Below are 26,913 nucleotides of genomic sequence, written 5' to 3'. Positions count from 1 at the left end.
ACTCCTTTTGATTCCCCTGCTTCACGGCCCATTCATCATGAACGCGCCGAAAACCCCCAGGGACTATGACCTTTGAAATACGCAAACTCCGTGCGCGGGCCCATGCCAGACAGCCATGATGACCGGATTATCCTCTCCGGCGAATGGAGGAACGGCGCGCCACTCCCCCGCGGGTAAAACCATATCCGCCACCTCAGCGGTGGCATTCAGCGCGATCAGCCAGCGATCGGATAACAGGATTTGCAGCCGCGCGGCGCCATGCTGCCACTCGTCGGCGTTTAACGGTTCTCCGCGCTGATTGAGCCAGCTCACATTGCCGTCATGCTCCTGCCACCACTGATTACGGGTTAACGCCGGAATGCGCCGACGCAGGTGGATAAGCGCGGCGACAAACGCGGTTAATCCGTGATTTGCCCGCCGCCAGTCCAGCCAGGTCAAAGCATTGTCCTGACAGTACGCATTATTGTTGCCGTGCTGGCTATGGCCATGCTCATCACCCGCTAGCAGCATCGGCGTGCCTTGCGACAGCAGCAGCGTGGTCAAAAGCGCATGTACGCTATCGCGCCGCCGCTCAATCACGGCAAGATTGGCTTCTAATCCCTCTATACCATGATTGTTGCTGTAGTTATTGTTAGTCCCATCGCGATTCTCTTCGCCGTTCGCCTGATTGTGTTTCTGATTGAAACAAACACAATCACGTAGGGTGAATCCATCATGCGCCGTGATCAGATTGATCGTCGCCGCAGGCCGTTTGCCATCGCGGGCAAAGAGATCGCTGGAGGCGGCGAAGCGCTGGGCGAAGTCACCCAACGATACGTTTTGTTGCAGCCAGAAACGGCGCGCGGTATCGCGAAAATGGTCGTTCCATTCGGCAAACAGCGGCGGGAAGTTCCCCACCTGATAACCGCCCTGGCCAATATCCCAGGGTTCGGCAATCAGCTTGATCGCCGACAATACCGGGTCGCGGCGAATGGCTTCAAACAGCGGCGCGTCCTGACGAAATTCGGGCGTGCGCCCCATCACCGACGCCAGGTCGAAGCGAAAACCGTCAACGTGGCACTCATCAACCCAAAAGCGCAGGCACTGCAGGGCATACTCCACCACGCCGGGATGACTGAGGTTGAGCGTGTTACCGCAGCCGGTCCAGTTGTGATAATCGCCGTCGTCCCTGATCCAATAATAGCTGCGGTTATCGATACCGCGCAGGGAGATGGTCGGCCCTTCAAGATCGATTTCCGCGCTATGGTTCAGCACGATATCGAGGATCACCTCGATGCCCGCCGCGTGCAGCGCTTTCACCGCATCGCGGAACTCATCGAGCGCCCGCTGCGGCTGGCTGGCGTAGCGCGGCTCCAGCGCAAACAGCGCCAGCGGGTTATAGCCCCAGTAGTTGCTCAGCCCCATCCGCTGCAGGCGAGGTTCGCTGGCAAACTGCGCCACCGGCATCAGCTCCAGCGCGGTAATCCCCAGGCGGCGGAAATAGTCGATCATCAGCGGGTGGCCCAGCGCCTGATAGGTGCCGCGGATGGCCTCCGGCAGCTCCGGATGCAGCCAGGTCAACCCTTTGACGTGGGCTTCATAAATGACCGTTTCGCCCCACGGCGTGCGCGGCGGTTTATCGCCGAGCCAGTCGTAATGCAGATCGACTACCTGCGACTTTGGCGCAATGGCTGCGCTATCGCGGGCATCCGGTTTATGCATACCGCCATGCAGACGCTCGTCGTCCAGCAGTTCGCCCGCCACCTGATGCGCGCAGGGGTCGAGCAGCAGCTTGGCCGGATTGAAGCGATGCCCCTGCGCCGGATCCCACGGCCCGTGCACCCGATAACCGTAGCGTAGCCCCGGACGCGCATCGGCCAGCCAGCCGTGCCAGATGTCGCCGCTGCGCGCCGGTAGGTCGTAGCGCCGCTCGTTGCCCTGCTGGTCGAACACGCAGAGTTCCACCCGCTCAGCGTGGGCGGAAAACAGGGTGAAGTTCACCCCTTTGCCGTCATAGCTGGCGCCCAAAGGCGTCGGTTTTCCCGCGGCAAGCGTCGTCATCAGGCCTCCCGTACCAGCCAGATGGTCGCCAGCGGCGGCAGGGTAATCGACAACGAATGCTGACGACCGTGACTGGCGACGGACTCGCTCTCAACCACTCCGCCATTTCCGGCGTTACTACCGTGATAATGCATCGAGTCGGTATTCAGCTCCTCGCGCCAGCGTCCTGGCTGGTTGATGCCGAAACGGTAGTTGTGCCGCGGCACCGGCGTGAAGTTGCTGGCGACGATGATTTCATTACCGGCTTTATCGCGGCGCACGAAGATAAATACCGAACGCTCATGATCGTCGACCACCAGCCATTCGAAGCCGTAGGGATCGAAATCAAGTTCATGCAGCGCTTTATGGTGGCGGTAGGTATGGTTCAGGTCGCGCACCAGCCGCTGGACGCCGTGGTGCCAGTTGTCGCCACCCTCCAGCAGATGCCAGTCGAGACTGGCGTCGTGGTTCCACTCGCGGCCCTGGGCGAATTCATTGCCCATAAACAGCAGCTTTTTGCCCGGGAAGGCGAACAGCCAGCCGTAATAGGCGCGCAGGTTGGCAAAGCGCTGCCATGCGTCGCCCGGCATGCGGTCGAGAATCGATTTTTTGCCGTGCACCACTTCATCGTGGGAGAGCGGCAGCACGAAGTTCTCGGTGTAGTTGTAGAGCATGCCGAAGGTCATTTTGTCGTGATGGTAGCGACGATGGACTGGATCGAGCTTCATATAGTCCAGCGTGTCGTGCATCCAGCCGAGATTCCATTTGAACCAGAAGCCGAGGCCGCCGTCGGCGGGCGGACGCGTCACGCCGGCAAAATCGGTGGACTCTTCCGCCATCGTTACCGCGCCTGGCGTCTGCTCGCCGAGAATACGGTTGGTGTTACGCAGAAACTCGATCGCTTCGAGATTTTCCCGCCCGCCGTATTCGTTGGGGATCCACTCGCCCGCTTTACGGCTATAGTCGCGGTAGATCATCGACGCCACCGCGTCGACGCGCAGCGCGTCAATGCCGAAGCGCTCGATCCAGTACAGCGCGTTACCTACCAGGTAATTGCTGACTTCGCGGCGGCCGTAGTTATAGATAAGCGTATTCCAGTCCTGGTGGTAACCTTCGCGCGGATCGCTGTGTTCATACAGCGAGGTGCCGTCAAATGAGGCCAGCGCAAAGTCATCCGCCGGGAAATGACCCGGAACCCAATCGAGGATCACGTTAAGGCCCGCGGCGTGGGCGGCATCGATGAAATAGCGGAAATCTTCACGGGTACCGAAGCGGCGTGTCGGCGCATAGAGGCCGGTCGGCTGGTAGCCCCAGCTGCCGTCGAACGGGTGTTCGTTTACCGGGAGCAGTTCAAGATGGGTGAAGCCCATCCATTTTGCGTAAGGCACCAGTTGGTCCGCCAGTTCGCGGTAGCTAAGCCAGAAGTTATTGTCGGTATGGCGGCGCCAGGACCCGAGGTGCACTTCATAAATAGAGATCGGCGCATCAAACTGGTTCGCGGCTTTGCGCGCCGCCGGCTGCTCGACTTTGGGCGGCAAATCGCAGATAAGCGACGCGCTTTCCGGGCGCATCTGCGACTCGAAGGCGTAAGGATCGGCTTTAACCCGTAGATTGCCATGAGCATCGATCAGCTCGAATTTATACAGCTGGCCATTAAGCGCGCCGGGGATGAAAAGTTCCCAGATTCCGGACTCTTTACGCAGGCGCATCGGATGTCGTCGGCCATCCCAGTAGTTAAATTGCCCCACCACCGAGACCCGGCGGGCGTTTGGCGCCCAGACCGAAAAGCGCGTACCGGTGACGCCATCCATGGTGTCGGCGTGCGCGCCCAGAGTTTCGTAAGGGCGCAGGTGCGTCCCCTCGGACAACAGCCAGGCATCAACATCCTGCAGCAGCGGGCCGAAACGGTAAGGGTCGTCAATCAGGTTTTGCTGTCCGTGCCAGGTGACGGCCAACTGGTAGCGAAAAGCGTTTTTACGCCGCGGCAGGAGGCCGCTAAAGAATCCGCGCGAGTCGAGGCATTCGAGTTTGCCGACTTTACGCCCGGTTTTCGGTTCAATAACCCACACTTCGGTGGCATCTGGTAATAATGCGCGAACTTCCAGCCCCGCCTCGGTGCGGTGCATGCCAAGCACGGAAAAGGGATCCGCGAAATGACCTGCAATAAGCGCATTAATCACGTCTCTATCGATTCGATTCGACATGCTTTCATCCTGTTGTAAGTGTCGCCCTTTCCTGTACCCGGCGACTTTTTTTGACCTGAACGGCGCAGCACCAACGTGCATCCTCCTGCTCCGTCCCACCTTCAGGTAAGGAACTCCTTACTTAAAGCATAGCCAAGGCTGCGTTACCTCCGTGGGGAAAAATCCAACATCCGCGTTTACTCCTTGTATTACGCAAAAAAAAGGGGTGTATCCACACCCCTTATCGTTTGTCCTGCGTTTACGCCAGCTGTCGTAGCATGCGGCGCAACGGTTCGGCGGCGCCCCACAGCAGCTGGTCGCCGACGGTAAAGGCCGACAGGTACTCAGGACCCATGTTCAGTTTACGCAGGCGCCCTACCGGGGTGGTCAGGGTGCCGGTCACCGCGGCTGGGGTCAGCTCGCGCATGGTGATGTCGCGATCGTTTGGCACCACTTTGGCCCACGGGTTATGCGCGGCCAGCAGTTCCTCAACGGTCGGGATAGAAACATCTTTCTTCAGCTTGATGGTAAACGCCTGGCTGTGGCAGCGCAGCGCGCCGACGCGCACGCACAGACCATCGACCGGGATCGGCGACGCGGTGGCGAGAATTTTGTTCGTCTCCGCCTGGCCTTTCCACTCTTCGCGGCTCTGGCCGTTATCAAGCTGTTTGTCGATCCATGGGATCAGGCTGCCCGCCAGCGGCACGCCAAAGTTATCGACCGGCAGATCGCCGCTGCGGGTCAGCGACGTCACTTTGCGCTCGATATCGAGAATCGCGGACGCCGGGTTCGCCAGCTCGCTCGCCACGTGGCCATGCAGCTGGCCCATCTGGCTCAGCAGTTCGCGCATATGGCGCGCGCCGCCGCCGGAAGCCGCCTGGTAGGTCGCCACGCTGACCCACTCCACCAGGTCATGGGCAAACAGGCCGCCGAGGGACATCAGCATCAGGCTCACCGTACAGTTGCCGCCGACGAAGGTTTTAATGCCGTTATTCAGGCCAGCGGTAATCACATCCTGGTTAACCGGGTCGAGAATAATGATCGCATCGTCTTTCATGCGCAGCGAAGACGCCGCGTCAATCCAGTACCCCTGCCAGCCGCTTTCGCGCAGCTTCGGGTAAATCTCGTTGGTGTAATCGCCGCCCTGGCAGGTAACAATAATGTCCAGCGCCTTCAGCGCTTCGAGATCGAATGCATCCTGAAGCGTTCCCCCGGTACTGCCGCCGAATGACGGCGCGGGCTGACCCAGCTGAGAGGTGGAGAAGAAAACAGGGCGAATGGCGTCGAAATCACGCTCTTCCACCATGCGTTGCATGAGAACAGAGCCGACCATTCCACGCCAACCGATAAAACCAACATTTTTCATAACGTATTCCTGCGAGGTGTGTGCTGTTAGTGCCAGGCCAGTTTCCAACTGGGATGTCCTTCACATTACAAAATGCAGCTAAAGTCGCAAGTGAAATTAATCAATGATTGCGCGCCAATCAGAAAAGCAACTTATCCCGCACTCCGCCTACCGTCGCTGGTAGTCATAAAAAGCGTAAAGATTATCGGGCAAATAACCCGCGTAATGGAATATTTTCCGTCGCTATTTTATTGATCCTGATTATGGATTCAGCGCGAAAAATATCGCTTTCACGCTTGCGAAAAAAAACGGACAAAGCCTTGCGCCGCAAGGCCTGACGAGCAATACGATCATTGTCGTAGAGCTGATATTTACGGCAAAAGGAAGTGGAAAAGAGGGGAAAAAAGCGTGTTACCGAAGAGAATCCAGGGTAAGCGGTATTACCCTGGTTTTTCCCCCGGATACCGTGGTGGTGTCCGGGGAAATTATTTTTACTTAGCTCAGCAGCTGGAAAGCAATCATCCCGACAATGGCGCCGGTGGTGCCAAGGATGGTTTCCATCATCGTCCAGGTTTTCAGCGTCTGCGCTTCGCTGGCGCCGGTGAACTTACCGAACAGCCAGAAGCCGGCATCGTTGACGTGACTTACCACAATCGAACCACCCGCGATACAGATGGAGAGAGCCGCCATTTGCGCGCCGCTGTAGTTCAGTTGCTCAATGACCGGCATCACCAGGCCGACCGCCGTCAGGCACGCCACGGTCGCGGAGCCCTGAATAATACGCACGGCAGCCGCCAGCACGAAGCAGGTAATCGCAATCGGCAGACCCAGGCCAGTCAGCGCTTCGCCGAGCGCCGGGCCGACGCCGGAGTCCACCAGCACCTGCTTGAAGACGCCGCCTGCGCCAATCACCAGCAGAATAATCCCCGCCGGCTGCAGCGCCGCGCCGCAGATCTCCATCACGCGATCTTTCGCCATCCCCTGACGTACCGCCAGGCCGTAAATCGCTACCAGGCAGGCAACCAGAATCGCGGTGAATGGGTGGCCGATAAACTCGAACCATTCATAGGCGGTGGATCCCACCGGCACAAAGCGCGCGGCGATGGTTTTCAGGCCGACCAGCACCAGCGGCAGCAGGATCAGCGAGAGGCTAAAGCCGAAGGACGGCATTTTACCTTCGCCGAGATGCGGTTCGCTGATATCGTCAGGAATATGCAGCTCAACGTAGCGGCTGATGAAGTTGCCCCATAGCGGACCGGCGATAATCATCCCCGGAATAGCGGCGCAGAGGCCAATCAGAATCATCCAGCCGAAATCGGCGTGCATCTGCGAAGCCAGCAGCATCGGCGCAGGCCCCGGCAGCAGGAATGCCGCGGCGGCGGCTACGCCGGCGAACAGCGGGATCACCAGCTTCACAAGGTTAGTGCCGGTATGGCGCGCCATGGAGAACGCGACGCTAATCAGCAGCACGATCGCCACTTCAAAGAACAACGGCAGCGCGCAGATAAGGCCGGCAAGACCAATCGCATAGTGCGCGCGGTTATGGCCGAAGGACTTCAGCATTTTCACCGCAATCTGGTCGACCGCGCCGGTTTCATGCAAAATTTTACCGAACATCGCGCCCAGCGCGACGACTATCGCCAGGAAGCCCAGCGTGCCGCCCATCCCTTTTTCCATCGTCGCCGCGATTTTATCCAGCGGCATACCGGAAAAGAGACCTGCGCCAATAGAAACCACCATCAAAGCCACGAAGGCGTGCATACGCGCCTTCATGACTAAAAACAGCAGCAGCAATACCGAGCCGACTGCTGTCAAAACAAGCGTTAAAGTACTCACTAGTTACTGCCTTTGTTAATCACCTCAATGGTGCTGGCGACCACGCCTTCCAGTGACTGGTCGATATCGACGATAAGCACATCGCTTTCGTCGGCGCCTGGTTCCTGCAGTGTTTCAAACTGCGTCACCAACATTTGGGTTTTGAAGAAGTGCCCTTTACGCGCCTTCAGACGGCTTTCAATCACGTCGAAGTCGCCTTTCAGGTAGATAAAGGAGAGGTTCGGGTTGCCTTTGCGCAGAATGTCGCGGTAGCTTTTTTTCAGCGCCGAGCAGACGATCAGCGAAACTTTGTTGGTACGCTGCATGGCAAATGCCGCGTCATTCAACGCCTGCAGCCACGGGGTACGGTCATCGTCGTTCAGCGGCTCGCCGGAAGCCATCTTGGTGATGTTGCTGCGCGGATGCAGAAAATCGCCATCGAGAAACGCGGCTTTCAGTTGATGCGCCACTTCGCTGGCGACGGCGGATTTACCACTGCCGGAAACGCCCATCAGGACATAGACGTGGTGATCATGGTTAGTCGTGCTCAAAGCGTCCTCCCACTGGACTGGTACGCCGCGCCGGGGCTGACTGATACAGCGCGAAAGCGGCGTACTGGTTAATGATTACGGGCGAGTGTTACGGGTAACTGTTATCGGTAACATTGTCATGCCGGACCCTGGGAGAAGCAATAACCATTCGTGCCAGATGTGAATATGTGTGATCTACTTCAAACTTGTCGGTTTAAATAGATCCACCCGGTGACAATGTGAAACCTAAATCTAACATCTTAGGGGTAATCGTCTCACCGCGGATGCGCGCCAGCAGACGCTCGGCGCCGATGCGGCCCATGCGCTCGCGCGGGGTCAGTACGCTGGCGAGACGCGGCTCCATCACCTGACCGATATCGTGACCGTGGAAACCGGCTATCGCCATGTCGTCCGGGATTTTCAGCCCCAGACGCTGGCACTCGAACGCCGCGCCGACCGCGAGGTCATCGTTGGTACAGAAGATACCGTCGAGCTGCGGATATTCGCGGCGCGCCTGACGCATCAGCTCAATCCCCGACGAGTAAGAAGAAGATTGCTCCACCATCACGCTGTAGGGCGTCATGCCGGCATCGAGCATCGCCTGCTCGTACCCCTTCTGTTTGATGATAGTACGTTCATCAAGACGCGCGCCGAGATAAGCAACGTGGCAGTGGCCGCGGGCGATAATCGCCGCCGTCATCTGCCGCGCCGCTTCGAAGTTATCGAAACCGACGGCAATGTCGAGGCACGGCGACTGGCTGTCCATCAGCTCAACCACCGGGATGCCGGCGACTTCGATCATTTTCAGCGTGCGCGGCGTGTGGGTACGTTCGGTGAGGATCAGGCCGTCAATATTCCAGGAGAGCATTGATTCGAGACGCTTCTCTTCCATCTCCGGCTTATAGCCGTAGTGCGCCAGCATGGTTTGATAACCGAAGGCGTCGGTGACGCTTTCGATGCCGCGCAGCACTTCCGAGAAGACCTGGTTGGTTAACGATGGCAGCAGCACGCCGATGGCGCGGCTGGTGGCGTTGGAGAGAATATCAGGAGCGCGATTGGGAATATAACCCAGCTCATCGAGTGCAACGGCAATCTTGCCACGCAGGGCCTCAGAAACCTGTTCCGGGTTACGTAAATAGCGACTGACCGTCATTTTGGTCACGCCGACAAGATCGGCTACATCCTGAAGTACGGGTCTTTTCTTTTTCATCGTCCTGACTGTGATCGGCTGGGAAACATTTTCTCAGTTTATCACGGACAAAGCGCAACCTTCCCGGAGAAAAAAGGGCCAAAAGATTTATTTAGAGTTAATACGCAAAATCATTCAAGTTGCATTGAGGCGGCAACGCAACGAATCCCCGGAAGCGTACAAAGGGTACGCGACCGGGGTGAGTGAGGAGAGCCAACAAAAATGCGGCTTGAAGGATGACGCGTATCAAACCGGCGGCAGATCGAACAGCAATATTTCGCTATCGCTGTCGGCGTGAACCGAAATCGCCTGCTCGTCCCAAATCGCCAGACCATCGCTGGTGGTGGCTTTGGTGCCGTTAATCGTCACTTCGCCTTTCACTACCTGGATCCACACGCGACGTTCCGCGGCAATCTGGTGAACCGACTGCTCATCTTTCAGCAGCGCCCAGCGATACAGCTCCATATCCTGGTACACTTTCAGCGAACCCTCGCGCGCATCTGGCGACAGCACCAGCTGTTTGCCCTGCGCGGCATCAAAGCGGCGCTGCTCGTAGCGCGGCGTAATGCCGGTTTCTTCTGGAATAATCCAGATCTGATACAAACGCAGGCGGTCGGTGCTGCTCGGGTTGTACTCAGAGTGACGCACGCCGGTACCCGCGCTCATGATCTGGAACTCGCCGGCCGGAACCTGCTCTTTGTTACCCATGCTGTCCTGGTGCTCAACCGCCCCTTCCAGCACATAAGTCAGGATTTCCATGTCTTTGTGCGGGTGGGTGCCAAACCCCTGGCCGGCGTCGATTACGTCATCGTTAATCACGCGCAGCGCGGAGAAACCCATAAAGTTCGGGTCGTAGTAGTTGGCGAAAGAGAAAGTATGCCAGGAATCCAGCCAGCCATGGTTAGCGTGGCCACGTTCGTTAGCTTTGCGTAAGTAGATCATGTTGCACCCCCGTATGTTTTCGATGGAGTAAGTGTGGACCCATTCCGCCGGCGATCATAGAGGGTGAAAATTGACTCCTCTGTTCAAAAAATATGAACAAGCGGCGAGGAGCCAGCGTTTCTTATTTCGCGAGGGTAATGGTGGCCGGAGAAGGCTGTTCAAAGCCGCGCTGCAGAATCTCCATATTGGTGAGAACTTCAGATTCCTTGACGTAATTCGGCTGGCCGTTAACGAGGGTGTCATACAGCGCGTCATACACTCGTCCGTAGTCGCCGGTTTCCAGCGGCACCTCTTCACGTACCGCCACGCCCGCCTCGTTGATGTAGACCAGTTGCCCCACGCTGTCATCGGCGCCGAACCCCGCATCGCCCGGCATAATGTTGGCCTTCAGGCTGGTCTCCTGCTGGTCAATACCGTATTTCACAAACGAGCCTTTATGCCCATGAACGATAAATTTCGGGTAGTCAATCTGCACCAGGTGGCTGGTTTTGACGATCGCTTTCAGGTCGCCATAAAACAGTTGAGCTTCAAACGTGTCATCGGGATTGGCTTTATTACGTAGTGAGCGCAGATCGTAGGCAACATGATCCGGGCGACCAAACAGCGAAATGATCTGATCCATGGTATGTACGCCGAGACCGTAGAAATCGCCACTTTGCGGTCCCCCCTGGATGGTTTCCGCCACCGGTCGGTAGTTATCAAAATGGCTTTCAATTTCCACCAGTTCGCCGAGCTTCCCGCTTTCAATCACCTTTTTGGTGGTCAGGAAACAGGAATCGAAGCGGCGGTTCTGGTAAGGCGTCACCGTCAACCCTTTGCTTTTCGCCAGCGCGAATAGGGTCTTCGCCTCTGCAAGCGTCGGGGTGAAGGGTTTTTCAACCAGTACGTTTTTCCCGGCTTCCAGCGCCCGCTTCGCGTATTCGAAGTGGCTATCAGCATGGGTGCAGACCACTACCAGCTTGACCTGCGGGTCATTCAGCACTTCATCGAGGTCGCTGGTGAAGTGGATATGGGAATACGCCGGCGCCTGTTCTTCCGGCCTGGCGCTGCGGCGATAAATATGCGCGACGTGCCAGCTGTCTTTGCGATGCAGGACGTAAGGAAGATGGTAGCGGGTCGTGCTTTTACCAAAGCCAATAAATGCGCAGTGCAGAATCATAACGCTGTCCTTAGTTGATGTGCTGCCTTTAACCATAGCGCAAGCAGGCGGCTCACTTCATCCTCCTTTTCCTCTGAGCAGGAAAATTCACCGGCAAAATATTTCGGTTATCACTCATACGTAATTTTTAATAAGAGATTGATTAATAAGTCATTAAAACGCTATTTTTCAACAGAAAGTCTTGATTCCAATGACGAAACTGCGGATAAGTGAAGGGCAAAACCAGGACGTTGCTAAAGACTAACGGAGTAGCCAGCCGCTGCTGATGGAAAAAAAGTATCTCGCCATAAACTGCGCCATTTTTTTCTGGCTTCTCGCCCTGATCGCCTGGTTTAGCGATGAGACCGCGCTGGCGCGCCTGGCGGCCGCCTGTACCCTCTTCGCTTTCCTTACTCATACCCAACGGGAAAAAATTAACGCTATGTTTATGAAGAAAAATAAAACCGAAGCGCAGGCTGCTGAAGTCGCTGCGCCAACCGTGGCGGCAGCAGAACCGGAAACGGCAAGCGTCAAAAAACAGGAAACCACCGTGATCGCCAGCGGGGTGCATTTTGTCGGCAATATCGTCGCCTGCGGTCATGTCTATATCCATGGCCAGGTCACCGGCAACATTGAGGCCAAAGAACATCTGATTAAGGTGATGCGCGAGGGTCACGTGGAGGGCAATATCAGCTGCCGGGAGCTGATCGTCGACGGCAAGGTACACGGCCAGTGCCGTGGCGATAGCATCGCTATTGAGGAACATGGCAACCTCGACGGCACCCTTGCCTATCGCACGCTGGCGATTAAAAAGGGAGGCCTGTTTACCGGCAGCGCGGAGGTATTGGCCACCGTGGAGAGCAAAAATAAAAACAATATCGTCGGCCTGATCGCAGAAGAAGCGGTGAAATCCGCCAAATCGCAACACGCCTGAATTGACGCAAAAAAAAAGCCAGCACCCGGCTGGCTAAAGTAATACTGGAAGCAATGTGAGCAATGTCGTGCTTTCAGGCTTTCCGCACGGGTCCCCCTGAATGCAGGACAATAATAATCATTCTCATTCGCACTTGTCTACATTTTTTTTGCAAATAATGCGTGTTGACTCAAACGCCGTAGTCAGTGATGTTTAATGGGACTTTTCACCTGAATGAGGAACAAGGAATGAGTGACATCGTGATACGCCATGCTGAACCGAAAGATGTTGACGCGATTCGTCAAATTCACGCCCAGCCGGAGGTGTATCACAACACGCTACAGGTTCCTCATCCATCCGAGCATATGTGGCGGGAGCGGCTAACCGATACTCCCGGCGTGAAGCAGCTGGTGGCCTGTATCGATGGGCAAGTCGTCGGCCATTTAAGCATTGCCGTCGTCCAACGCCCCCGCCGTAGCCACGTCGCCGATTTTGGTATCAGCGTAGATTCACGTTGGCATAACCGAGGCGTCGCCAGCGCGCTGATGCGCACCATGATTGATATGTGCGACAACTGGCTGCGGGTCGATCGCATCGAACTCACCGTCTTTGCCGATAACGCCCCGGCGGTCGCGGTGTATAAGAAGTACGGCTTTGAGATCGAAGGCACCGGCAGGCGCTATGCGCTGCGCAACGGCGAGTATGTGGATGCGTATTATATGGCGAGAATGAAGTAGCGTGTTGCCGGGTGGCGGCTTCGCCTTACCCGGCCTACGTTCGCACAGTTGTAGGCCCGGTAAGCGCAGCGCCACCGGGCAACACCTTAATACCCCGCGGTCAAATCACCGGGCGAACGCGGATCGGAAGCGCCATACAGCGTACCATCCGGCCCCACCATAATGCTCTGGGTACTGCCCATCGCCTCTTTCAGCGCGACTTTCTGCCCTTTTGCTTCCAGCAATTTCACGGTATCCGGGCTAAAACCTTTCTCCACCCGCAACTCGTCCGGCAGCCACTGGTGGTGGAAGCGCGGCGCATTGGTGGCTTCCGCGACGTTCATCCCGAAATCAATGGTGTTGACCACCATTTGCAGCACGGTGGTAATAATACGGCTACCGCCCGGGCTACCGGTCACCAGCCAGGTTTTCCCGTCTTTCACCACAATCGTCGGCGACATCGACGACAGAGGGCGCTTTTTCGGCCCTACCGCATTGGCGTCGCCGCCAACTAAACCATAAACGTTAGGCACGCCGGGCTTCGCCGAGAAATCATCCATCTGGTTGTTGAGTATAATTCCGGAGTCGCCGGCCACGATGCCGGTACCAAAGGTGGTATTCAACGTATAAGTCACCGCCACCGCATTGCCGTCTTTATCGACCACCGAGAAGTGGGTGGTCTGGTTGCTTTCATAAGGCGCCAGTTTGCCCGGGCGGATCTGGCTGGAAGGCTTCGCCTTGTTGACGTCGATCTCAGCGGCGATCGCTTTGGCGTAGGCTTTGCTGGTCAGCGCCTGCCACGGCACTTTGACGAAGTCAGGGTCGCCGAGATATTCCGAACGGTCGGCGTAGGCGTGTTTCTCCGCTTCCGCCATCACCTGCATGGCGTCGGCGCTGCCAAAGCCATATTTCTGCATATCGAAGTTTTCGAGGATATTGAGGATCTGCACGATGTGGATCCCGCCAGAGGACGGCGGCGGCATGGAGTAGACCTCATAGCCGCGATATTCACCGCTAATCGGCGTACGCTCCACGGCCCTGTAGTTGGCGAGATCGGCTTTGGTGATAAGCCCGCCGTGTTTTTTCATCTCACCGGCAATCTGGTCGGCGATAGCCCCTTTATAGAAGGCATCCGGGCCGTGCTCGGCAATCAGCTCCAGGCTTTTACCCAGATTTTTTTGCACCAGCCGGTCGCCTTTTTTCAGCGATTCGCCGTTCTTCCAGAAAATCGCTTTGCTGTTTTCATGCTGCGGGATCACTTCGCTGCCGTAGGTTTTTAAATCGTCAGCCAGCGCATCGTTAACGATAAAGCCCTCTTCCGCCAGCTTAATCGCCGGGCGGATCACCTTGTTCAGCGGCATGGTGCCGTATTTTTCCAGCGCGAGGGAGAAGCCCGCGACGCTGCCTGGGGTACCGGAAGCGAGATGCGAAGTCAGCGATTTTTTACTGTCAGGATTGCCATGTTCATCGAGGAACATATCCCGGGTGGCCTGTTCCGGAGCCATCTCGCGGAAATCGATCGCCGTGGTTTTACCGTCTTTAGTTCGCAGCATCATAAAGCCGCCGCCGCCGATATTACCGGCCTGCGGATGCGTGACCGCCAGCGCGTAACCGACAGCCACCGCCGCATCGACGGCGTTGCCGCCCTGACGCAGAATATCTACGCCGACGCGGGTCGCCAGCGCATCCACCGAGGCCACCATCCCCTGCTGGGCGCGCACCGGGTGAAACACATCTTCCTCAACGCCATACGAGACCGGCGGCGGGGGCGGCGGATTGGCGGCAACGGTAAAACTGCCCCCCGCCAGTAACGCTGCGATGACCACCTGACGCCATATTGTTGTTTTTATCATTGTCTTACTCCTGAAAGGTAGGTTTTATCTCCCGGCTTAAGCCTGGTTGATAACTCCTAAAAAATCATTGTTATGGCGAATTCGAGGTACACTTAAGTGATCCCACGCACGGGAGGAGAAAACAATGAAAGCGATTTTATTCCTGGCGGCGCTGATGCCGCTCGGCGTTTTAGCACAGCCGATTAACATCGATAACAACCCTAACCAGCCGGGTTATGTGGTACCCAGCCAGCAGCGTATGCAAAATGAGATGAAGGTGCAGCAACAGCAGCAGCAAAGCATGCTGAAGCAGAATCTGAATAATCAGACGCATATGCAGCAACAGCATTTGCAAAATCAGCTGCAGACCAATCAGCAGCGCGCGGCGCAGGGCGGCAATCTCAATTCGCAGCCGCAGGTACTGCCAAACAACAACGGCGGGATGCTGCGGCAGACTAACCCGTAAAGATCGTCCGCCGCAAATCAGCCTTAAGGCTGGAAATTCGGCCCGATGACGTCAATAGCATCGGTGCAGATGCAGTCTACGCCCCAGCGCAGCAGCTCGGCGGCGCGCTGGGGTTTGTTGACCGTATACACCAGAATATGCAGGCCGGCCTGTTTCAGGCTCGCCACCCGCGCCGCATCCAGCAGCTTGTGGTTGAGATGAATTGAGACGCAGCCCAGCCGGGCGGTCAATTCGCGCCAGTCATCGCGCCACTCATCCAGAAGCAGCCCGCGCGGCAGCTCGGGCGCGGCTTCCTGCGCCGCTTCCAGCGCATCAATTTCAAAGGATGAGAGCAGCGGCGCGGTCATATCGGCCCACAGATCGCGCGCAGCCAGCGCCACCACTTTTCCGGTCTGCGGCCCCTGCCCGGTCGTCGGCTTAATTTCGATATTCGCCATCATGCCGTGACGACGACAGCGCTCCGCCACCTGGGAGAGCAGCGGCAGCGGTTCGCCCTTAAACTCGCGGCTGAACCAGCTGCCGGCATCAACCTTCAGCAGATCGTCCCACGCCAGCTCGCCCGCCACGCCCCAGCCGTTGCTGGTACGTTCGAGATTATCGTCATGCAGCAGAAAGATCTGCCCGTCCTTCGACAGCTTGGCGTCAAATTCAATCATCGTGTGCCCGTAGCGGGCGCCGACGTCGATAGCCGCCAGGGTGTTCTCCGGCGCCAGTTTACCGCCGCCGCGATGGGCGACGATGCGGGGATAAGGCCAGTTACTCATGCGCGTTGTCCTGTTTCACCATCAAAGAGGTGCAGATGCTCCAATGGCAGATGCAGCCATAGCGTGCTGCCGCCCGCCGGGCGCTGCTGATGCGGCAATCTGACCACCAGCTTCTGCTCGCCCCAGCGCCCGTGGGCGAGGTTATCGGCACCTAAAATTTCCAGCGTATCCATCAGCAGCGGGATGCCGCCTTGCGCCTGCGAGCTTAAAATAAAGTGCTCCGGGCGAATACCGAGAGTCATTTTACGCCCGGCGTGGCGCCGATGCTCGTGATTCATCGGCAGCTGTATGCCGCCTTCCAGCTCAAAGCGGCCGCCATCATCGCTCACCCGCCCCTCCAGCAGGTTCATGGCCGGGCTGCCGATAAAGCTCGCCACAAAGCGGCTGGCGGGCTTTTCATACACCTCAACCGGCGTGCCGATCTGCTCGGCAATCCCCTTATTCATTACCATCACCCGCTGGGCAAGGGTCATCGCTTCGACCTGATCGTGGGTGACATACAGCGAAGTCGTTTTCAGGCGCCGATGCAGCTGCTGCAGTTCCAGACGCATCTGCACGCGCAGCTTGGCGTCGAGGTTTGACAATGGTTCGTCGAACAGGAATACCGCCGGGTCACGCACGATAGCGCGGCCCATCGCCACGCGCTGGCGCTGACCGCCGGACAGTTCCCGCGGGCGGCGCTTGAGCAGGCCATCCAGCTCAAGAATACGCGCCGCCTCCTGCACGCGCTCGGCGATCAATCCCTTACCCATGCCGCGAATCTTCAGCCCCCACGCCATGTTCTCTTCCACGCTCATATGCGGATAAAGCGCGTAGTTCTGGAACACCATCGCGATGCCGCGATCCTTCGGTTCCATCTCGGTCACCCGTTTACGGTCAATCCAGATATCGCCGCTGGTCACCCGTTCAAGTCCGGCGACCATCCGCAGCAGCGTTGATTTCCCGCAGCCTGACGGGCCGACCATGACGATAAATTCTCCGTCCGCCACGTCCAGCGTCAGCGGTTGAATTACCTGGGTTTTGCCATCCCAGCTTTTGCTTACTGCCTGTAGTTTTAAACCAGCCATTTTATTTCTCACTATCGACCAGGCCGCGCACAAACGCGCGCTGCATGGCTAAAACGATGACGACCGGCGGGATCAGGGTCAGCAGCATCGCCGCCATCACCTGATTCCACTGGGTAGTACCTTCGCCGGTGGCGATCATGCCTTTAATACCGGCGACGGCGGTGCCAAGATTCACATCCTGAATAATCAGCAACGGCCACAGATACTGGTTCCAGCCGTAGATAAAGGTGATAACGAACAGCGCGGCGAGGTTGGTTTTCGACAGCGGCAGCACGATGTCGCGGAAGAAGCGCATCGGCGAAGCGCCATCAATACGCGCCGCTTCAATCAGCTCGTCCGGCAGGGTCATAAAGAACTGGCGGAACAAGAAGGTGGCGGTAGCCGAAGCCATTAACGGCAGCGTTAATCCAGCATAGCTGTCGAGCATTTTGAGGTTGGCGATCACTTCCACCGTCGGAAAAATACGCACCTCGACCGGCAGCATCAGGGTGATAAAGATCATCCAGAAGAACAGGTTACGCAGCGGAAAGCGGAACCACACGATGGCGAACGCCGAAAGCATCGACACCACGATTTTGCCGACCGTAATGGCGAACGCCATGATGAAGCTGTTGAGCATCATCAGCCAGAACGGCGCGCTGTTGACGCCGACGCCGTTCACCCAGATGGTCTTCATATTTTCCAGCAGATGTCCGCCGGGGATCAGCGTCATCGGCGTTTCAAATACCGATTTGTTATCCAGCGTCGCCGCCACGAAGGCGACGTACAGCGGGAATAAAATGACGGCAATGCCCAGAATCAGCATGGTGTGGCTGAAAATCGTCAGCCCGCGACGGTTCTCAATCATTGGTAACGCACCTTACTTTCAACGTAACGGAACTGCACCACCGTCAGGATAATGACGAGGAACATCAGCACCACCGACTGCGCGGCGGAAGCGGAAAGATCGAGCCCGGCGAAACCTTCGCGATAAATTTTGTAGATTAGGGTGGTGGTAGCCTGCACCGGGCCGCCGGCGGTGGCGGCATCGATCACCGGGAAGGTATCGAAGAAGGCGTAAACCAGGTTGACCACCAGCAGGAAGAAGCTCACCGGCGCAATCAGCGGCAGCGCCAGCTTGAAGAAGCGGCGAATCGGCCCGGCGCCGTCGATGGCGGCGGCCTCAACCAGCGAACGCGGGATCGACTGCAGCGCGGCGAAGAAGAACAGGAAGTTGTAGCTTATCTGCTTCCAGACCGAGGCGAAGACCACCAGGAACATCGCCTGGCCGCTGTTTTGCGCGTGGTTCCAGTCGTAACCCAATTCGCCAAGGAAATGCGTGATCAGCCCGCGTCCGGGATTGAAGAGGAAGATCCACAGCACCGCCGCGACAGCGGGGGCCACGGCATACGGCAGCAGCATCAGCGTTTGATAAAAGCGGCTGCCGCGCACCACATAGTCGACCAGCGCGGCAAAAAACAGCGAAATAAGCAGGCCGCTGACGGTTACCAGGGTGCTGAATTTTATGGTCGTCCAGAACGAGTCCAGATAGTACGGGTCGTGGAACAGCGTGACGAAGTTATCCAGGCCGACAAACTGGCTGGAAAGGCCAAACGGATCGACGCTCTGCAGCGAGTACCACAGCGCTTCGCCCGCGGGCCAGATAAAGAAAATCAGCGTGATAATCAGCTGCGGCGCGACCAGCACATAGGGCAGCCAGCGCGAGCGGAATACCGGACGGGATGATGACATTGAGATTTGGTTCCTGAACAATGCCGGGTGGCGGCTACGCCTTACCCGGCCTACATAGGGCACATCGTAGGCCCGGTAAGCGCAGCGCCACCGGGCAAGTTACAGATTACGATTTGGTTGCTTGCTCGAAACGGCGCAGCAGTTGATTCCCGCGCTGAACGGCGGAGTCCAGCGCCTGTTGCGGGGTTTTCTTGCCGGTCCACACGCTCTCCAGCTCTTCATCGACGATGGTGCGAATTTGCGGCATGTTGCCCAGGCGCAGGCCTTTGGTGAACGGCAACGGCGGCTTATTCAGCATCTGGCGGGTGGCGATATCAGCGCCCGGGTTCTTATCATAGAAGCCCTGCTGGCGCGTCAGATCGTAGGCCGCGGTGGTAATCGGCAGATAGCCGGTTTTCTGGTGCCACTCGGCGGCGTTTTCCGGTTTGGTCAGGAAGTCGAGGAACTTCGCCACGCCGGTGTAGGTCTCTTTGTCCTTGCCCTGCATCACCCACAGGCTGGCCCCGCCGATAATGGCGTTCTGCGGCGCGCCTTTAACATCGGCGTCGTAAGGCATCATGCCGACACCGTAGTTGAATTTCGCGTACTGACGAATATCCGCCAGCGAACCAGATGACGCGGTAGTGATCGCGCAGTCGCCGTTATAGAACTTCTCGGTGGACTCATCCTTACGCCCGAAATAGCTGAAATCGCCCTTCTTGTTCATCTCTTCGAGCAGGGCGATATGTTTCACCTGCTCCGGCTTGTTGAACTCAAGCACCGCATCGGTGCCGTCAAAACCGTTATTTTTCGTGGCGACCGGCAGGCCGTGCCAGGCGCTGAAGTTTTCAATCTGGATCCAGCCCTGCCAGCCGCTGGCGTAGCCGCACTTCATCCCGGACGCTTTCAGCTTCGCGGTGTAGGCCGCCAGATCCTGCCAGGTTTTCGGCGGCTGCTCAGGGTCTAAGCCCGCTTTCTTGAAGGCGTCTTTGTTGTAGTACAGCACCGGCGTGGAGCTGTTAAACGGCTGGGAGAGCAGATGGCCGGTTTTTGAATCGGTGTAATAACCGGACACCGTCGGCACGAACTGCGATTCATCGAACTTAATACCCGCATCGCTAAAGACCTGGTATACCGGCTTAATGGCTTTTGACGCCATCATGGTGGCGGTACCAACTTCATACACCTGCAGAATCGCCGGCGCGTTGCCGGTACGGAAGGCAGCGATACCGGCGCTCAGGCTCTGTTCGTAATTGCCTTTGTACACCGGAACAATTTTGTAATCAGGATTGGCCGCGTTGAAACGTTGCGCCAGAGAATCAACTTCTTTACCCAGCTCCCCTTCCATCGAGTGCCAGAAAGGGATGGTGGTTACTGCCAGTGCCTGACCAGCAAATGCCAGGCTCAGCGCCAGTCCTAAAGCTGTATGTCGTAACGATATCATCGGTTATCTCTCTTGTTGTTCCGGATGCGCGATTTCACGCGTTTTATGTTCGCGGGGTAACATGACATGTTCGAATTACAGAAAAATAACTTTTTTATTACAAAAAAAAGATAGTAACGGGTCAGAGAGATGACAAGCCGATGAAAGGATGGGGGAAGTAAAGTGGGAGCTGAGACACGGATAATATTCGTGCGATCGGCTCCCGGGGTCGGCGCAAGCGCCTCGCCCGGGCTACAAACCGGCGAAGCGAACGACGCCGGGTTACGATGAACTAACCGCCGAGATAGGCCAACAGTTGTAGGCTGGATAAGGCGTTTACGCCGCCATCCGGCATGGTCTACGAGTTAACCGTCATCCGCGCAAGCGCGCGACAATCTGTTCCAGGGTAAGTTGCCCTGCTTCCGCCTCAACGGTCATGCCGACGAAGTCTGGATTCGCCGGCAATATAATTCCATTTCGCTTTAAAAAAAGCAGGGTGATAAACAGTGCCGTACGCTTATTACCATCATTAAATATATGACCGCGAGAAATCGCCAGCAGATGCATCGCAGCGAGTCGCCACACGTCTGTCACACCTTCATATTCAATTTTGTTTAGCACCCTATACATTATCGCTTCGGCACGCCCCGGATCGGGCATACCGGCAACGCCAGGCGTGACGCGGAGCAGCCTGTCGTGAAACTGTATTATCTCTTCCGCTGAGATAATCTGCAGCGTCATTTATCCGCAAGCTCCCTGAGCTCATCACCATGAACCGCCATGATAGCCGCGAACTCATCATCCATTCTGGCCGCCTGGTAGCGTTCAAACTCTTCTGCACTAATGATGACTGCAGATTTATGCCCACGACGGGTAATGGTCACAGGTACACCTGTCACTGCGCTTTCCAGCACATCGGCCAGATTTTGCCGGGCTTCGCTATAGTTAACCGTTCTCATAAAAACCTCCAAAGCTGTACTCTTTTATTGTACAACATACATGTACAATAAAAGAGTACAAAAAAAGAGCCAACAGGCTCTTTTAAATGTATTCGTGCGATCGGCTCCCGGGGTCGGCGCAAGCGCCTCGCCCGGGCTACAAACCGGCGAAGCGAACGACGCCGGGTTACGATGAACTAACCGCCGAGATAGGCGCTGCGCACCGCCTCGTTGGCTAACAGCGCATCGCCGGTATCCTCAAGCACCACGTGACCGTTTTCAAGTACGTAGCCGCGATCGGCCAGCTTCAGCGCCTGGTTGGCGTTCTGCTCAACCAGGAAAATAGTCATCCCCTGTTCACGCAGCTGCTCGATGGTGTCGAAAATCTGCTGAATGATAATCGGCGCCAGCCCTAATGAAGGCTCATCAAGCAGCAGCAGGCGCGGCTGGCTCATCAGAGCGCGACCGATCGCCAGCATCTGCTGCTCGCCGCCGGACATGGTGCCGGCGCGCTGAATACGGCGTTCATGCAGACGCGGGAACAACTCATACACCCATTTGATGCGGGTATGGAACTGGTCGCGGTCGGCAAAAAAACCGCCCATCGCCAGGTTCTCTTCCACCGTCATGCGCGAAAAGACGCGCCGCCCTTCCGGCACGATCGCCACCGCTTCACGCATGATTTTCGCCGTCTGCCAGTCGGTAATATCCTTACCGTCAAAGACAATGCGCCCGCTGGAGGCCCGCGGATCGCCGCACAGCGTACCGAGCAGGGTAGTTTTCCCCGCGCCGTTAGCGCCGATAAGCGTGACGATCTCACCCTGTTTGATATGCAGGCTGACGTTGTGCAGCGCCTGAATCTTGCCGTAGTGGGCGCTGACATTGTCAAAAGTTAACATCGCTTTTTCCATCTTATGCGTCACCACCATTATGCTTCACCTAAATAGGCGCGGATCACGTCCGGGTTATTACGAATCTCTTCCGGCGTCCCGTTGGCCAGCGGCGTCCCCTGATTCACGACGTAGATGCGATCGGAAATGCCCATCACCAGCTTCATATCATGTTCGATAAGCAGGATGGTGGTGTTGTGATGGCTACGCAGCTCGGCGATAAGCTCATCCAGCTCTTTGGTCTCTTTCGGGTTAAGCCCCGCCGCCGGTTCATCAAGCATCAGGATCTCCGGCTGCGTCACCATACAGCGGGCGATCTCCAGCCGGCGCTGGTCGCCGTAGGCCAGGTTACTGGCCTGACGGTTGGCGTGCTCCAGCAGGCCGATACGCTCAAGCCAGGTGGCGGCCCGATCCAGGGCTTCGCTCTGCGCGCGACGGAAGGCTGGCGTTTTCAGCAGGCCGGAGAAGACGCCGGTTTTCAGCTGTTGATGCTGCGCCACCAGTAGGTTTTCAATCACCGTCATTTCGCGGAACAGACGCACGTGCTGGAAGGTTCGCACCACCCCCATCCGCGCAATCTGCTGGCCCGGCAGCCCTTCCAGGTGCTGGTCGCGCAGCATAATGGTACCGCCGGTAGGTTTATAGAAACCGGTCAGGCAGTTAAAAACAGTGGTTTTTCCCGCGCCGTTCGGGCCGATTAAGGAAACGATTTCCTGCGGACGTAGCTCAAGGGAGACGTTATTGACCGCCAGCAGGCCGCCAAAACGCATCATCAGGCCGTTCACGGATAATATTGGCTGACTCATGCCTGCTCTCCTTTCGCCTGACCGTTTTTCAGCTTCAGCTGTGGGCGCGTCATCGGCAACAGCCCCTGCGGACGCCAGATCATCATCAGCACCATCAACCCACCGAGCATTAACATGCTGTATTCGTTGAAATCACGCATCAGCTCGCGCGATACCACCAGCAGAATAGCCGCCAGGATCACCGCAAACTGCGAGCCCATCCCACCCAGCACGACGATCGCCAGCACAAAGGCCGACTCGGCGAAGGTAAAGGACTCCGGGCTCACGAAGCCCTGGCGCGCGGCGAACAGCGTGCCGGCGAAGCCGGCAAACGCGGCGCTGATAGTAAAGGCGGTCAGCTTGATGCGCGTCGGGCTCAGGCCCAGCGAACGGCAGGCGATTTCATCTTCACGCAGCGCTTCCCATGCCCGCCCAAGCGGCATCCGCAGCAGACGGTTAATAACGAACAGGCTGAGCACCACCAGCAACAACGCCACCAGATAGAGGAAAATCACCCGGTCGCTGGGATCGTACTTCAGGCCGAAGAAGTTGCTGAAGGTATCCCAGCCGCCTTCGCGGGCGGTACGGCTAAATTCAAGACCAAAGAAAGTCGGTTTCGGGATCTGGCTGATACCGTTCGGCCCGCCGGTGATCTCGGTATTGTTGAGCAGCAGAATACGCACGATCTCGCCGAAGCCTAAGGTCACAATCGCCAGATAGTCGCCGCGCAGACGCAGCACCGGGAAGCCAAGCAGGAAGCCGGCCGCCGCGGAGACCAGGCCGGCCAGCGGCAGGCAGGTCCAGAAGCCGAGACCGTAATAGTGGTTAAGCAGCGCAAAGGTATAGGCGCCGATGGCGTAAAACCCGCCGTAGCCCAATACCAGCAGGCCGGAAAGCCCAACCACCACGTTCAACCCGAGACCAAGGATGATATAAATCATCGTCAGGGTGGCAATATCCACCGTACCGCGCGACACCATAAACGGCCAGGCCACGGCAATCACCAGCAGGGCTATCAGAAACAGCTTCTGCTTGACCGTCGACCCGTCAATCGCCGGCATAATAAATTTCGGCCCGGAAACGTTCTTAACCGCTTTCTGGAACAGCGGGCGCAGCAGCTGGAAGAAAAAGACCACCGCGGTGCCGATGAAAATCCACTGCCAACGAATATCGGCGGCGGTGTCGACCACCAGTTTGGTGCCATTCAGCTCCAGCTGAACGCCCATAAAGACGCCCGCCAGAACAAAGAACATCGCGGCGGAAAGCAGCGCCATCGCAATTTGCATCGGTTTCATACTTTTTCTACCTCCGGGCGGCCCAGAATGCCGGTCGGCATCACTAACAGCACCAGAATCAGCAGCGCGAAGGAGACGACGTCTTTATATTCGGTGCTGAGATAGGCAGAAGAGAGCGCCTCGGCGATACCCAGAATCAGGCCGCCGATCATCGCGCCAGGGATACTACCGATACCGCCGAGCACAGCCGCGGTAAAGGCCTTCATCCCGGCCATAAAGCCGATGTAGGGGTTAATAACGCCGTAGAACTGCCCCAGCAGGACGCCAGCGACCGCCGCCATCGCCGCGCCAATGACGAAGGTCAGCGCAATAACGCGGTCGGTATTGATACCCAGCAGGCTCGCCATTTTCAGATCTTCCGCACAGGCGCGACAGGCGCGGCCCATTCGCGAATAGCGAATAAACAGCGTCAGCGCCAGCATGGCGATAAAGGTGACCACCCAGATCACCAACTGCATGGTAGTGATAGTGGCGGAGAAATTATCGCTGTGGCCGACAATCCACTGGCCGTTAAAGAGACTCGGCAGCGCGACATCGCGCGAGCCTTCGGTCAGGCTGACGAAGTTCTGCAGGAATATCGACATCCCGATGGCGGAAATCAGCGCGATCAGGCGCTTGGAGCTGCGAACTGGCCGATAGGCCACGCGCTCGATACTCCAGCCGTAGGCGCTGGCGATAATGATAGCGCCGATAAAGCCTGCGGCGACCAGCAGCCAGCCGGTATCGATACCCAGCATCATCAGGGCGGCGATAATCATGAACGAGACGTAGCTGCCGATCATGTAGACCTCGCCGTGGGCGAAGTTAATCATGCCGATAATGCCGTACACCATCGTATAGCCGATGGCGATCAGCGCATAGGTACTGCCCAGCGTGACGCCGTTAAACATCTGCTGCAGAAAATAGAGAAACTGCTCGGACATAAGGTAACCTTTTTCATGCCGCCCGCGCGGTGCGGGCGGTGGGATAACGCGTCTTACTTAGCGACGGTGGATGAACCATCCGCGTGCCACTGGAAGACACCAAATTCAAATCCCTTCAGATCGCCTTTTTCATCCCAATTCAGCGGCCCAATCACGGTCTTCGCGCCGTGAGCTTTCAAATCTTTAATTAAATCCAGCGGCTGCTGGCTGCCGGTTCTGTCCATCGCCTGCGCCAGCGACTGAACGGCGGCATAGGTGATCCAGACGTACGGGCCGCTCGGATCTTTTTTATCCGCTTTCAGCGCATCAACAATAGCGCTGTTGGCCGGATCCTGGTCATAGCGTTTTGGCATCGTCACCAGCATACCTTCCGCCGCCGCGCCGGCGATGTTGGACAGCGAGGCGTTACCGACGCCTTCCGGCCCCATAAACTGCGTTTTCAGGCCGACGGAGCGCGCCTGGCGCAGCATCTGCCCCATTTCCGGGTAGTAGCCGCCGTAGTAGACGAAGTCGATGTTCTCTTTCTTCAGGCGCGCCAGCAGCGCGGAGAAGTTTTTCTCACCGGCGGTGATGCCATCAAAGAAGACGATATTGGCGCCGGCTTTCTTCAGGTTGTCCTGCACGGAACGCGCCAGCCCTTCGCCGTACTGCTGCTTGTCATGAATAATCGCAATACGCTGCGGCTTCACGTGTTCGAGGATATATTTCGCGGCGGTCGGCCCCTGGGAAGAGTCAAGACCTGCGGTACGCATGATGTACTGGTAGCCACGCTGGGTCAGCTCAGGGTTGGTCGCCCCCGGGGAGATCATCAGGATACCTTCGTCTTCATAGATATCCGAAGCCGGCTGGGTAGAAGAGGAACACAGGTGGCCAATAACGTACTGAATGCCGTCATTGACGATTTTGTTAGCGACCGCGACCGCCTGTTTCGGGTCGCAGGCGTCGTCATACTCAACGCCAACCAGTTTGTCGCCTTTAATGCCGCCGCTGGCGTTAATGTCTTTAATCGCCTGGCGCGCGCCGTTGAATTCCATATCGCCCCACTGGGCAACCGGGCCAGACATCGCGCCGACGACGGCGACTTTAATATCCTTTGCCATCGCCGCGTGGGAAATCGCTAATGCAACGACTCCCGCGACGATCGTTTTCGCGTTCCTTTTCATGCTTCAGAACCCCGTTCGTGATGTGGTGTAAATGTTTTGTATTTTTATGGTTAAAAAGCATTCTGTGCTTTTATTAAACAACGCCATTTTTACCATGAAGTTTAATGGTTTAGCGCGGTTTTTTACCTGAATTATGATTAAAATCTCTATTTTTCAGGTGATTAAGAAAAGATAATATTCTGTTTTTAGGCGAAGATAAACAAAAAAAAGTCCAGTTTGCAGCATAAAATAACGGCATATAAGGCGGAATAAAACGCTACATATCAGGTTAAAACTCTGCTTATTTTTCGATCCATGATGTATTGCGCTACCCCCGCGCAACCAGGAAAACGAATCCCCTGATGAATGAGTTGAAAACAGCACCCCGCCGAACGAGAAATTTGAGTACACTGGCGCATCTGTTTTGACTGGAATTGCCGCGTATGAAGCTCACCATTATCCGTTTACAGCACTTCAGCGATCAGGATCGCATTGATTTAGGCAAAATCTGGCCGTCGCAGGATCCTGCGGCGCTGACGCTGGATGAAAACCATCGTATTTACGCCGCCCGCTTTAACGAACGCCTGCTCGGCGCCGTACGCGTTACCCTGCGCGGCGTTGAAGGCGAGCTCAGCGATCTGTGCGTGCGTGAAGTCACCCGCCGCCGCGGCGTTGGGCAATATTTAGTGGAAGAGACGTTAAGCGATAACCCGAATATCAATAGCTGGCGCGTTGCCGATAGCGGGGTGGAAGACCGCGGCGTGATGGCGGCATTTATGCAGGCGCTCGGTTTCAGCGCCCAGCAGAATGGTTGGGAAAAGCATTAGGCCGTAGCCCTAATAAACGCAGCGTGACCAAGGAAGAACCCGGCGGCGCTTCGCTTAGCCG

The 26,913-nt window shown here is 57.0% G+C and carries 25 protein-coding genes; 4 read left to right on the top strand and 21 right to left on the bottom strand.

Annotated features, from left to right (window positions below; genetic code table 11):
- Positions 1-63: 63 nt before the first annotated feature.
- The 8 genes from glgX to ABLV66_RS01600 all read right to left on the bottom strand — a co-directional run bounded on the left by glgX (position 64) and on the right by ABLV66_RS01600 (position 11,182).
- On the bottom strand, positions 64-2,040 hold the full coding sequence (gene glgX, locus ABLV66_RS01635) for a glycogen debranching protein GlgX (RefSeq protein WP_348876562.1): 1,977 nt from the start codon (positions 2,038-2,040) through the stop codon (positions 64-66).
- Entirely contained in the window at positions 2,040-4,223 is a 2,184-nt protein-coding gene (glgB, locus tag ABLV66_RS01630) for a 1,4-alpha-glucan branching enzyme (RefSeq protein ID WP_032706494.1), read from the bottom strand. The genes glgX and glgB overlap by 1 nt, the downstream gene beginning before the upstream one ends.
- A gap of 238 nt (positions 4,224-4,461) precedes the next feature.
- Positions 4,462-5,568 carry an aspartate-semialdehyde dehydrogenase gene (gene asd, locus ABLV66_RS01625; protein WP_015369342.1) on the bottom strand — a complete coding sequence of 369 codons (1,107 nt, stop codon included), beginning with the start codon at positions 5,566-5,568 and terminating at the stop codon, positions 4,462-4,464.
- Between the two features lie 474 nt (positions 5,569-6,042).
- Positions 6,043-7,383, bottom strand: a complete 1,341-nt coding sequence (gene gntU, locus ABLV66_RS01620; RefSeq protein ID WP_015369340.1) for a gluconate transporter — start codon at positions 7,381-7,383, stop codon at positions 6,043-6,045.
- Positions 7,383-7,913, bottom strand: coding sequence for a gluconokinase (gene gntK, locus ABLV66_RS01615; RefSeq protein WP_015369339.1), 531 nt, complete (start codon positions 7,911-7,913; stop codon positions 7,383-7,385). The genes gntU and gntK overlap by 1 nt, the downstream gene beginning before the upstream one ends.
- A 193-nt stretch (positions 7,914-8,106) precedes the next feature.
- On the bottom strand, positions 8,107-9,102 hold the full coding sequence (gntR, locus tag ABLV66_RS01610; RefSeq protein ID WP_348876564.1) for a gluconate operon transcriptional repressor GntR: 996 nt from the start codon (positions 9,100-9,102) through the stop codon (positions 8,107-8,109).
- 225 nt (positions 9,103-9,327) lie between these two features.
- Complete coding sequence (locus tag ABLV66_RS01605) at positions 9,328-10,023, bottom strand: pirin family protein (RefSeq protein WP_045394827.1); 696 nt, start codon at positions 10,021-10,023, stop codon at positions 9,328-9,330.
- 121 nt (positions 10,024-10,144) lie between these two features.
- The gene (locus ABLV66_RS01600) at positions 10,145-11,182 is read right to left on the bottom strand and encodes an oxidoreductase (RefSeq protein WP_045394887.1); all 1,038 of its coding nucleotides are present in this window, start codon (positions 11,180-11,182) and stop codon (positions 10,145-10,147) included.
- Between the two features lie 265 nt (positions 11,183-11,447).
- Here ABLV66_RS01600 and ABLV66_RS01595 point away from each other — a divergent pair, with 265 nt between their 5' ends.
- The gene (locus tag ABLV66_RS01595) at positions 11,448-12,095 is read left to right on the top strand and encodes a bactofilin family protein (protein WP_047047937.1); all 648 of its coding nucleotides are present in this window, start codon (positions 11,448-11,450) and stop codon (positions 12,093-12,095) included.
- A 227-nt stretch (positions 12,096-12,322) separates the two neighbouring features.
- Positions 12,323-12,811: an N-acetyltransferase gene (gene yhhY / locus ABLV66_RS01590; protein WP_308957692.1), complete on the top strand. Its 489-nt coding sequence runs from the start codon at positions 12,323-12,325 to the stop codon at positions 12,809-12,811.
- A gap of 86 nt (positions 12,812-12,897) precedes the next feature.
- On the opposite strand, the gene ggt is transcribed toward yhhY, so the two are convergent.
- Positions 12,898-14,643: a gamma-glutamyltransferase gene (gene ggt / locus ABLV66_RS01585; protein WP_348876565.1), complete on the bottom strand. Its 1,746-nt coding sequence runs from the start codon at positions 14,641-14,643 to the stop codon at positions 12,898-12,900.
- 124 nt (positions 14,644-14,767) lie between these two features.
- Between ggt and ABLV66_RS01580 the strand changes: the two genes are divergently transcribed.
- The gene (locus ABLV66_RS01580; protein ID WP_032709313.1) at positions 14,768-15,088 is read left to right on the top strand and encodes a DUF2756 family protein; all 321 of its coding nucleotides are present in this window, start codon (positions 14,768-14,770) and stop codon (positions 15,086-15,088) included.
- 23 nt (positions 15,089-15,111) lie between these two features.
- On the opposite strand, the gene ugpQ is transcribed toward ABLV66_RS01580, so the two are convergent.
- The 12 genes from ugpQ to livK form a co-directional block, all read right to left on the bottom strand.
- On the bottom strand, positions 15,112-15,852 hold the full coding sequence (ugpQ, locus tag ABLV66_RS01575; RefSeq protein ID WP_063415111.1) for a glycerophosphodiester phosphodiesterase: 741 nt from the start codon (positions 15,850-15,852) through the stop codon (positions 15,112-15,114).
- Positions 15,849-16,919 (bottom strand): sn-glycerol-3-phosphate import ATP-binding protein UgpC, encoded by a 1,071-nt coding sequence (locus ABLV66_RS01570; protein WP_032709316.1) that lies wholly within the window; start codon positions 16,917-16,919, stop codon positions 15,849-15,851. The genes ugpQ and ABLV66_RS01570 overlap by 4 nt, the downstream gene beginning before the upstream one ends.
- Position 16,920: 1 nt before the next feature.
- The gene (ugpE, locus tag ABLV66_RS01565) at positions 16,921-17,766 is read right to left on the bottom strand and encodes a sn-glycerol-3-phosphate ABC transporter permease UgpE (protein ID WP_015369329.1); all 846 of its coding nucleotides are present in this window, start codon (positions 17,764-17,766) and stop codon (positions 16,921-16,923) included.
- Entirely contained in the window at positions 17,763-18,650 is an 888-nt protein-coding gene (gene ugpA, locus ABLV66_RS01560; protein ID WP_015369328.1) for a sn-glycerol-3-phosphate ABC transporter permease UgpA, read from the bottom strand. The genes ugpE and ugpA overlap by 4 nt, the downstream gene beginning before the upstream one ends.
- A 106-nt stretch (positions 18,651-18,756) precedes the next feature.
- Positions 18,757-20,073 carry a sn-glycerol-3-phosphate ABC transporter substrate-binding protein UgpB gene (gene ugpB, locus ABLV66_RS01555; RefSeq protein ID WP_045394824.1) on the bottom strand — a complete coding sequence of 439 codons (1,317 nt, stop codon included), beginning with the start codon at positions 20,071-20,073 and terminating at the stop codon, positions 18,757-18,759.
- Positions 20,074-20,424: 351 nt separating this feature from the next.
- The gene (locus tag ABLV66_RS01550) at positions 20,425-20,793 is read right to left on the bottom strand and encodes a type II toxin-antitoxin system death-on-curing family toxin (protein WP_224423474.1); all 369 of its coding nucleotides are present in this window, start codon (positions 20,791-20,793) and stop codon (positions 20,425-20,427) included.
- Positions 20,790-21,011, bottom strand: a complete 222-nt coding sequence (locus tag ABLV66_RS01545) for a type II toxin-antitoxin system Phd/YefM family antitoxin (protein WP_019725146.1) — start codon at positions 21,009-21,011, stop codon at positions 20,790-20,792. Before ABLV66_RS01545 ends, ABLV66_RS01550 begins: the two co-directional genes overlap by 4 nt.
- A gap of 176 nt (positions 21,012-21,187) precedes the next feature.
- The gene (livF, locus tag ABLV66_RS01540) at positions 21,188-21,901 is read right to left on the bottom strand and encodes a high-affinity branched-chain amino acid ABC transporter ATP-binding protein LivF (RefSeq protein ID WP_086538103.1); all 714 of its coding nucleotides are present in this window, start codon (positions 21,899-21,901) and stop codon (positions 21,188-21,190) included.
- 17 nt (positions 21,902-21,918) lie between these two features.
- Complete coding sequence (gene livG, locus ABLV66_RS01535; protein WP_015369325.1) at positions 21,919-22,686, bottom strand: high-affinity branched-chain amino acid ABC transporter ATP-binding protein LivG; 768 nt, start codon at positions 22,684-22,686, stop codon at positions 21,919-21,921.
- Positions 22,683-23,960: a branched chain amino acid ABC transporter permease LivM gene (gene livM, locus ABLV66_RS01530; protein WP_015369324.1), complete on the bottom strand. Its 1,278-nt coding sequence runs from the start codon at positions 23,958-23,960 to the stop codon at positions 22,683-22,685. Before livM ends, livG begins: the two co-directional genes overlap by 4 nt.
- Positions 23,957-24,883: a high-affinity branched-chain amino acid ABC transporter permease LivH gene (livH, locus tag ABLV66_RS01525; RefSeq protein WP_015369323.1), complete on the bottom strand. Its 927-nt coding sequence runs from the start codon at positions 24,881-24,883 to the stop codon at positions 23,957-23,959. The genes livM and livH overlap by 4 nt, the downstream gene beginning before the upstream one ends.
- A gap of 53 nt (positions 24,884-24,936) precedes the next feature.
- Positions 24,937-26,046, bottom strand: a complete 1,110-nt coding sequence (gene livK / locus ABLV66_RS01520; RefSeq protein ID WP_348876568.1) for a high-affinity branched-chain amino acid ABC transporter substrate-binding protein LivK — start codon at positions 26,044-26,046, stop codon at positions 24,937-24,939.
- A 422-nt stretch (positions 26,047-26,468) separates the two neighbouring features.
- On the opposite strand from livK, the gene panM reads away from it, so the two are divergent.
- Entirely contained in the window at positions 26,469-26,852 is a 384-nt protein-coding gene (gene panM / locus ABLV66_RS01515; RefSeq protein WP_045375774.1) for an aspartate 1-decarboxylase autocleavage activator PanM, read from the top strand.
- The last annotated feature ends 61 nt before the right edge of the window (positions 26,853-26,913 follow it).

Origin of the sequence: Klebsiella sp. CN_Kp073 (genome assembly GCF_040065495.2) — a bacterium.
Classification (GTDB): Bacteria; Pseudomonadota; Gammaproteobacteria; order Enterobacterales; family Enterobacteriaceae; genus Klebsiella; species Klebsiella aerogenes.
Note: the sequence above shows the minus strand (reverse complement) of the source record. Positions and strands in the feature narration are given on the sequence as shown.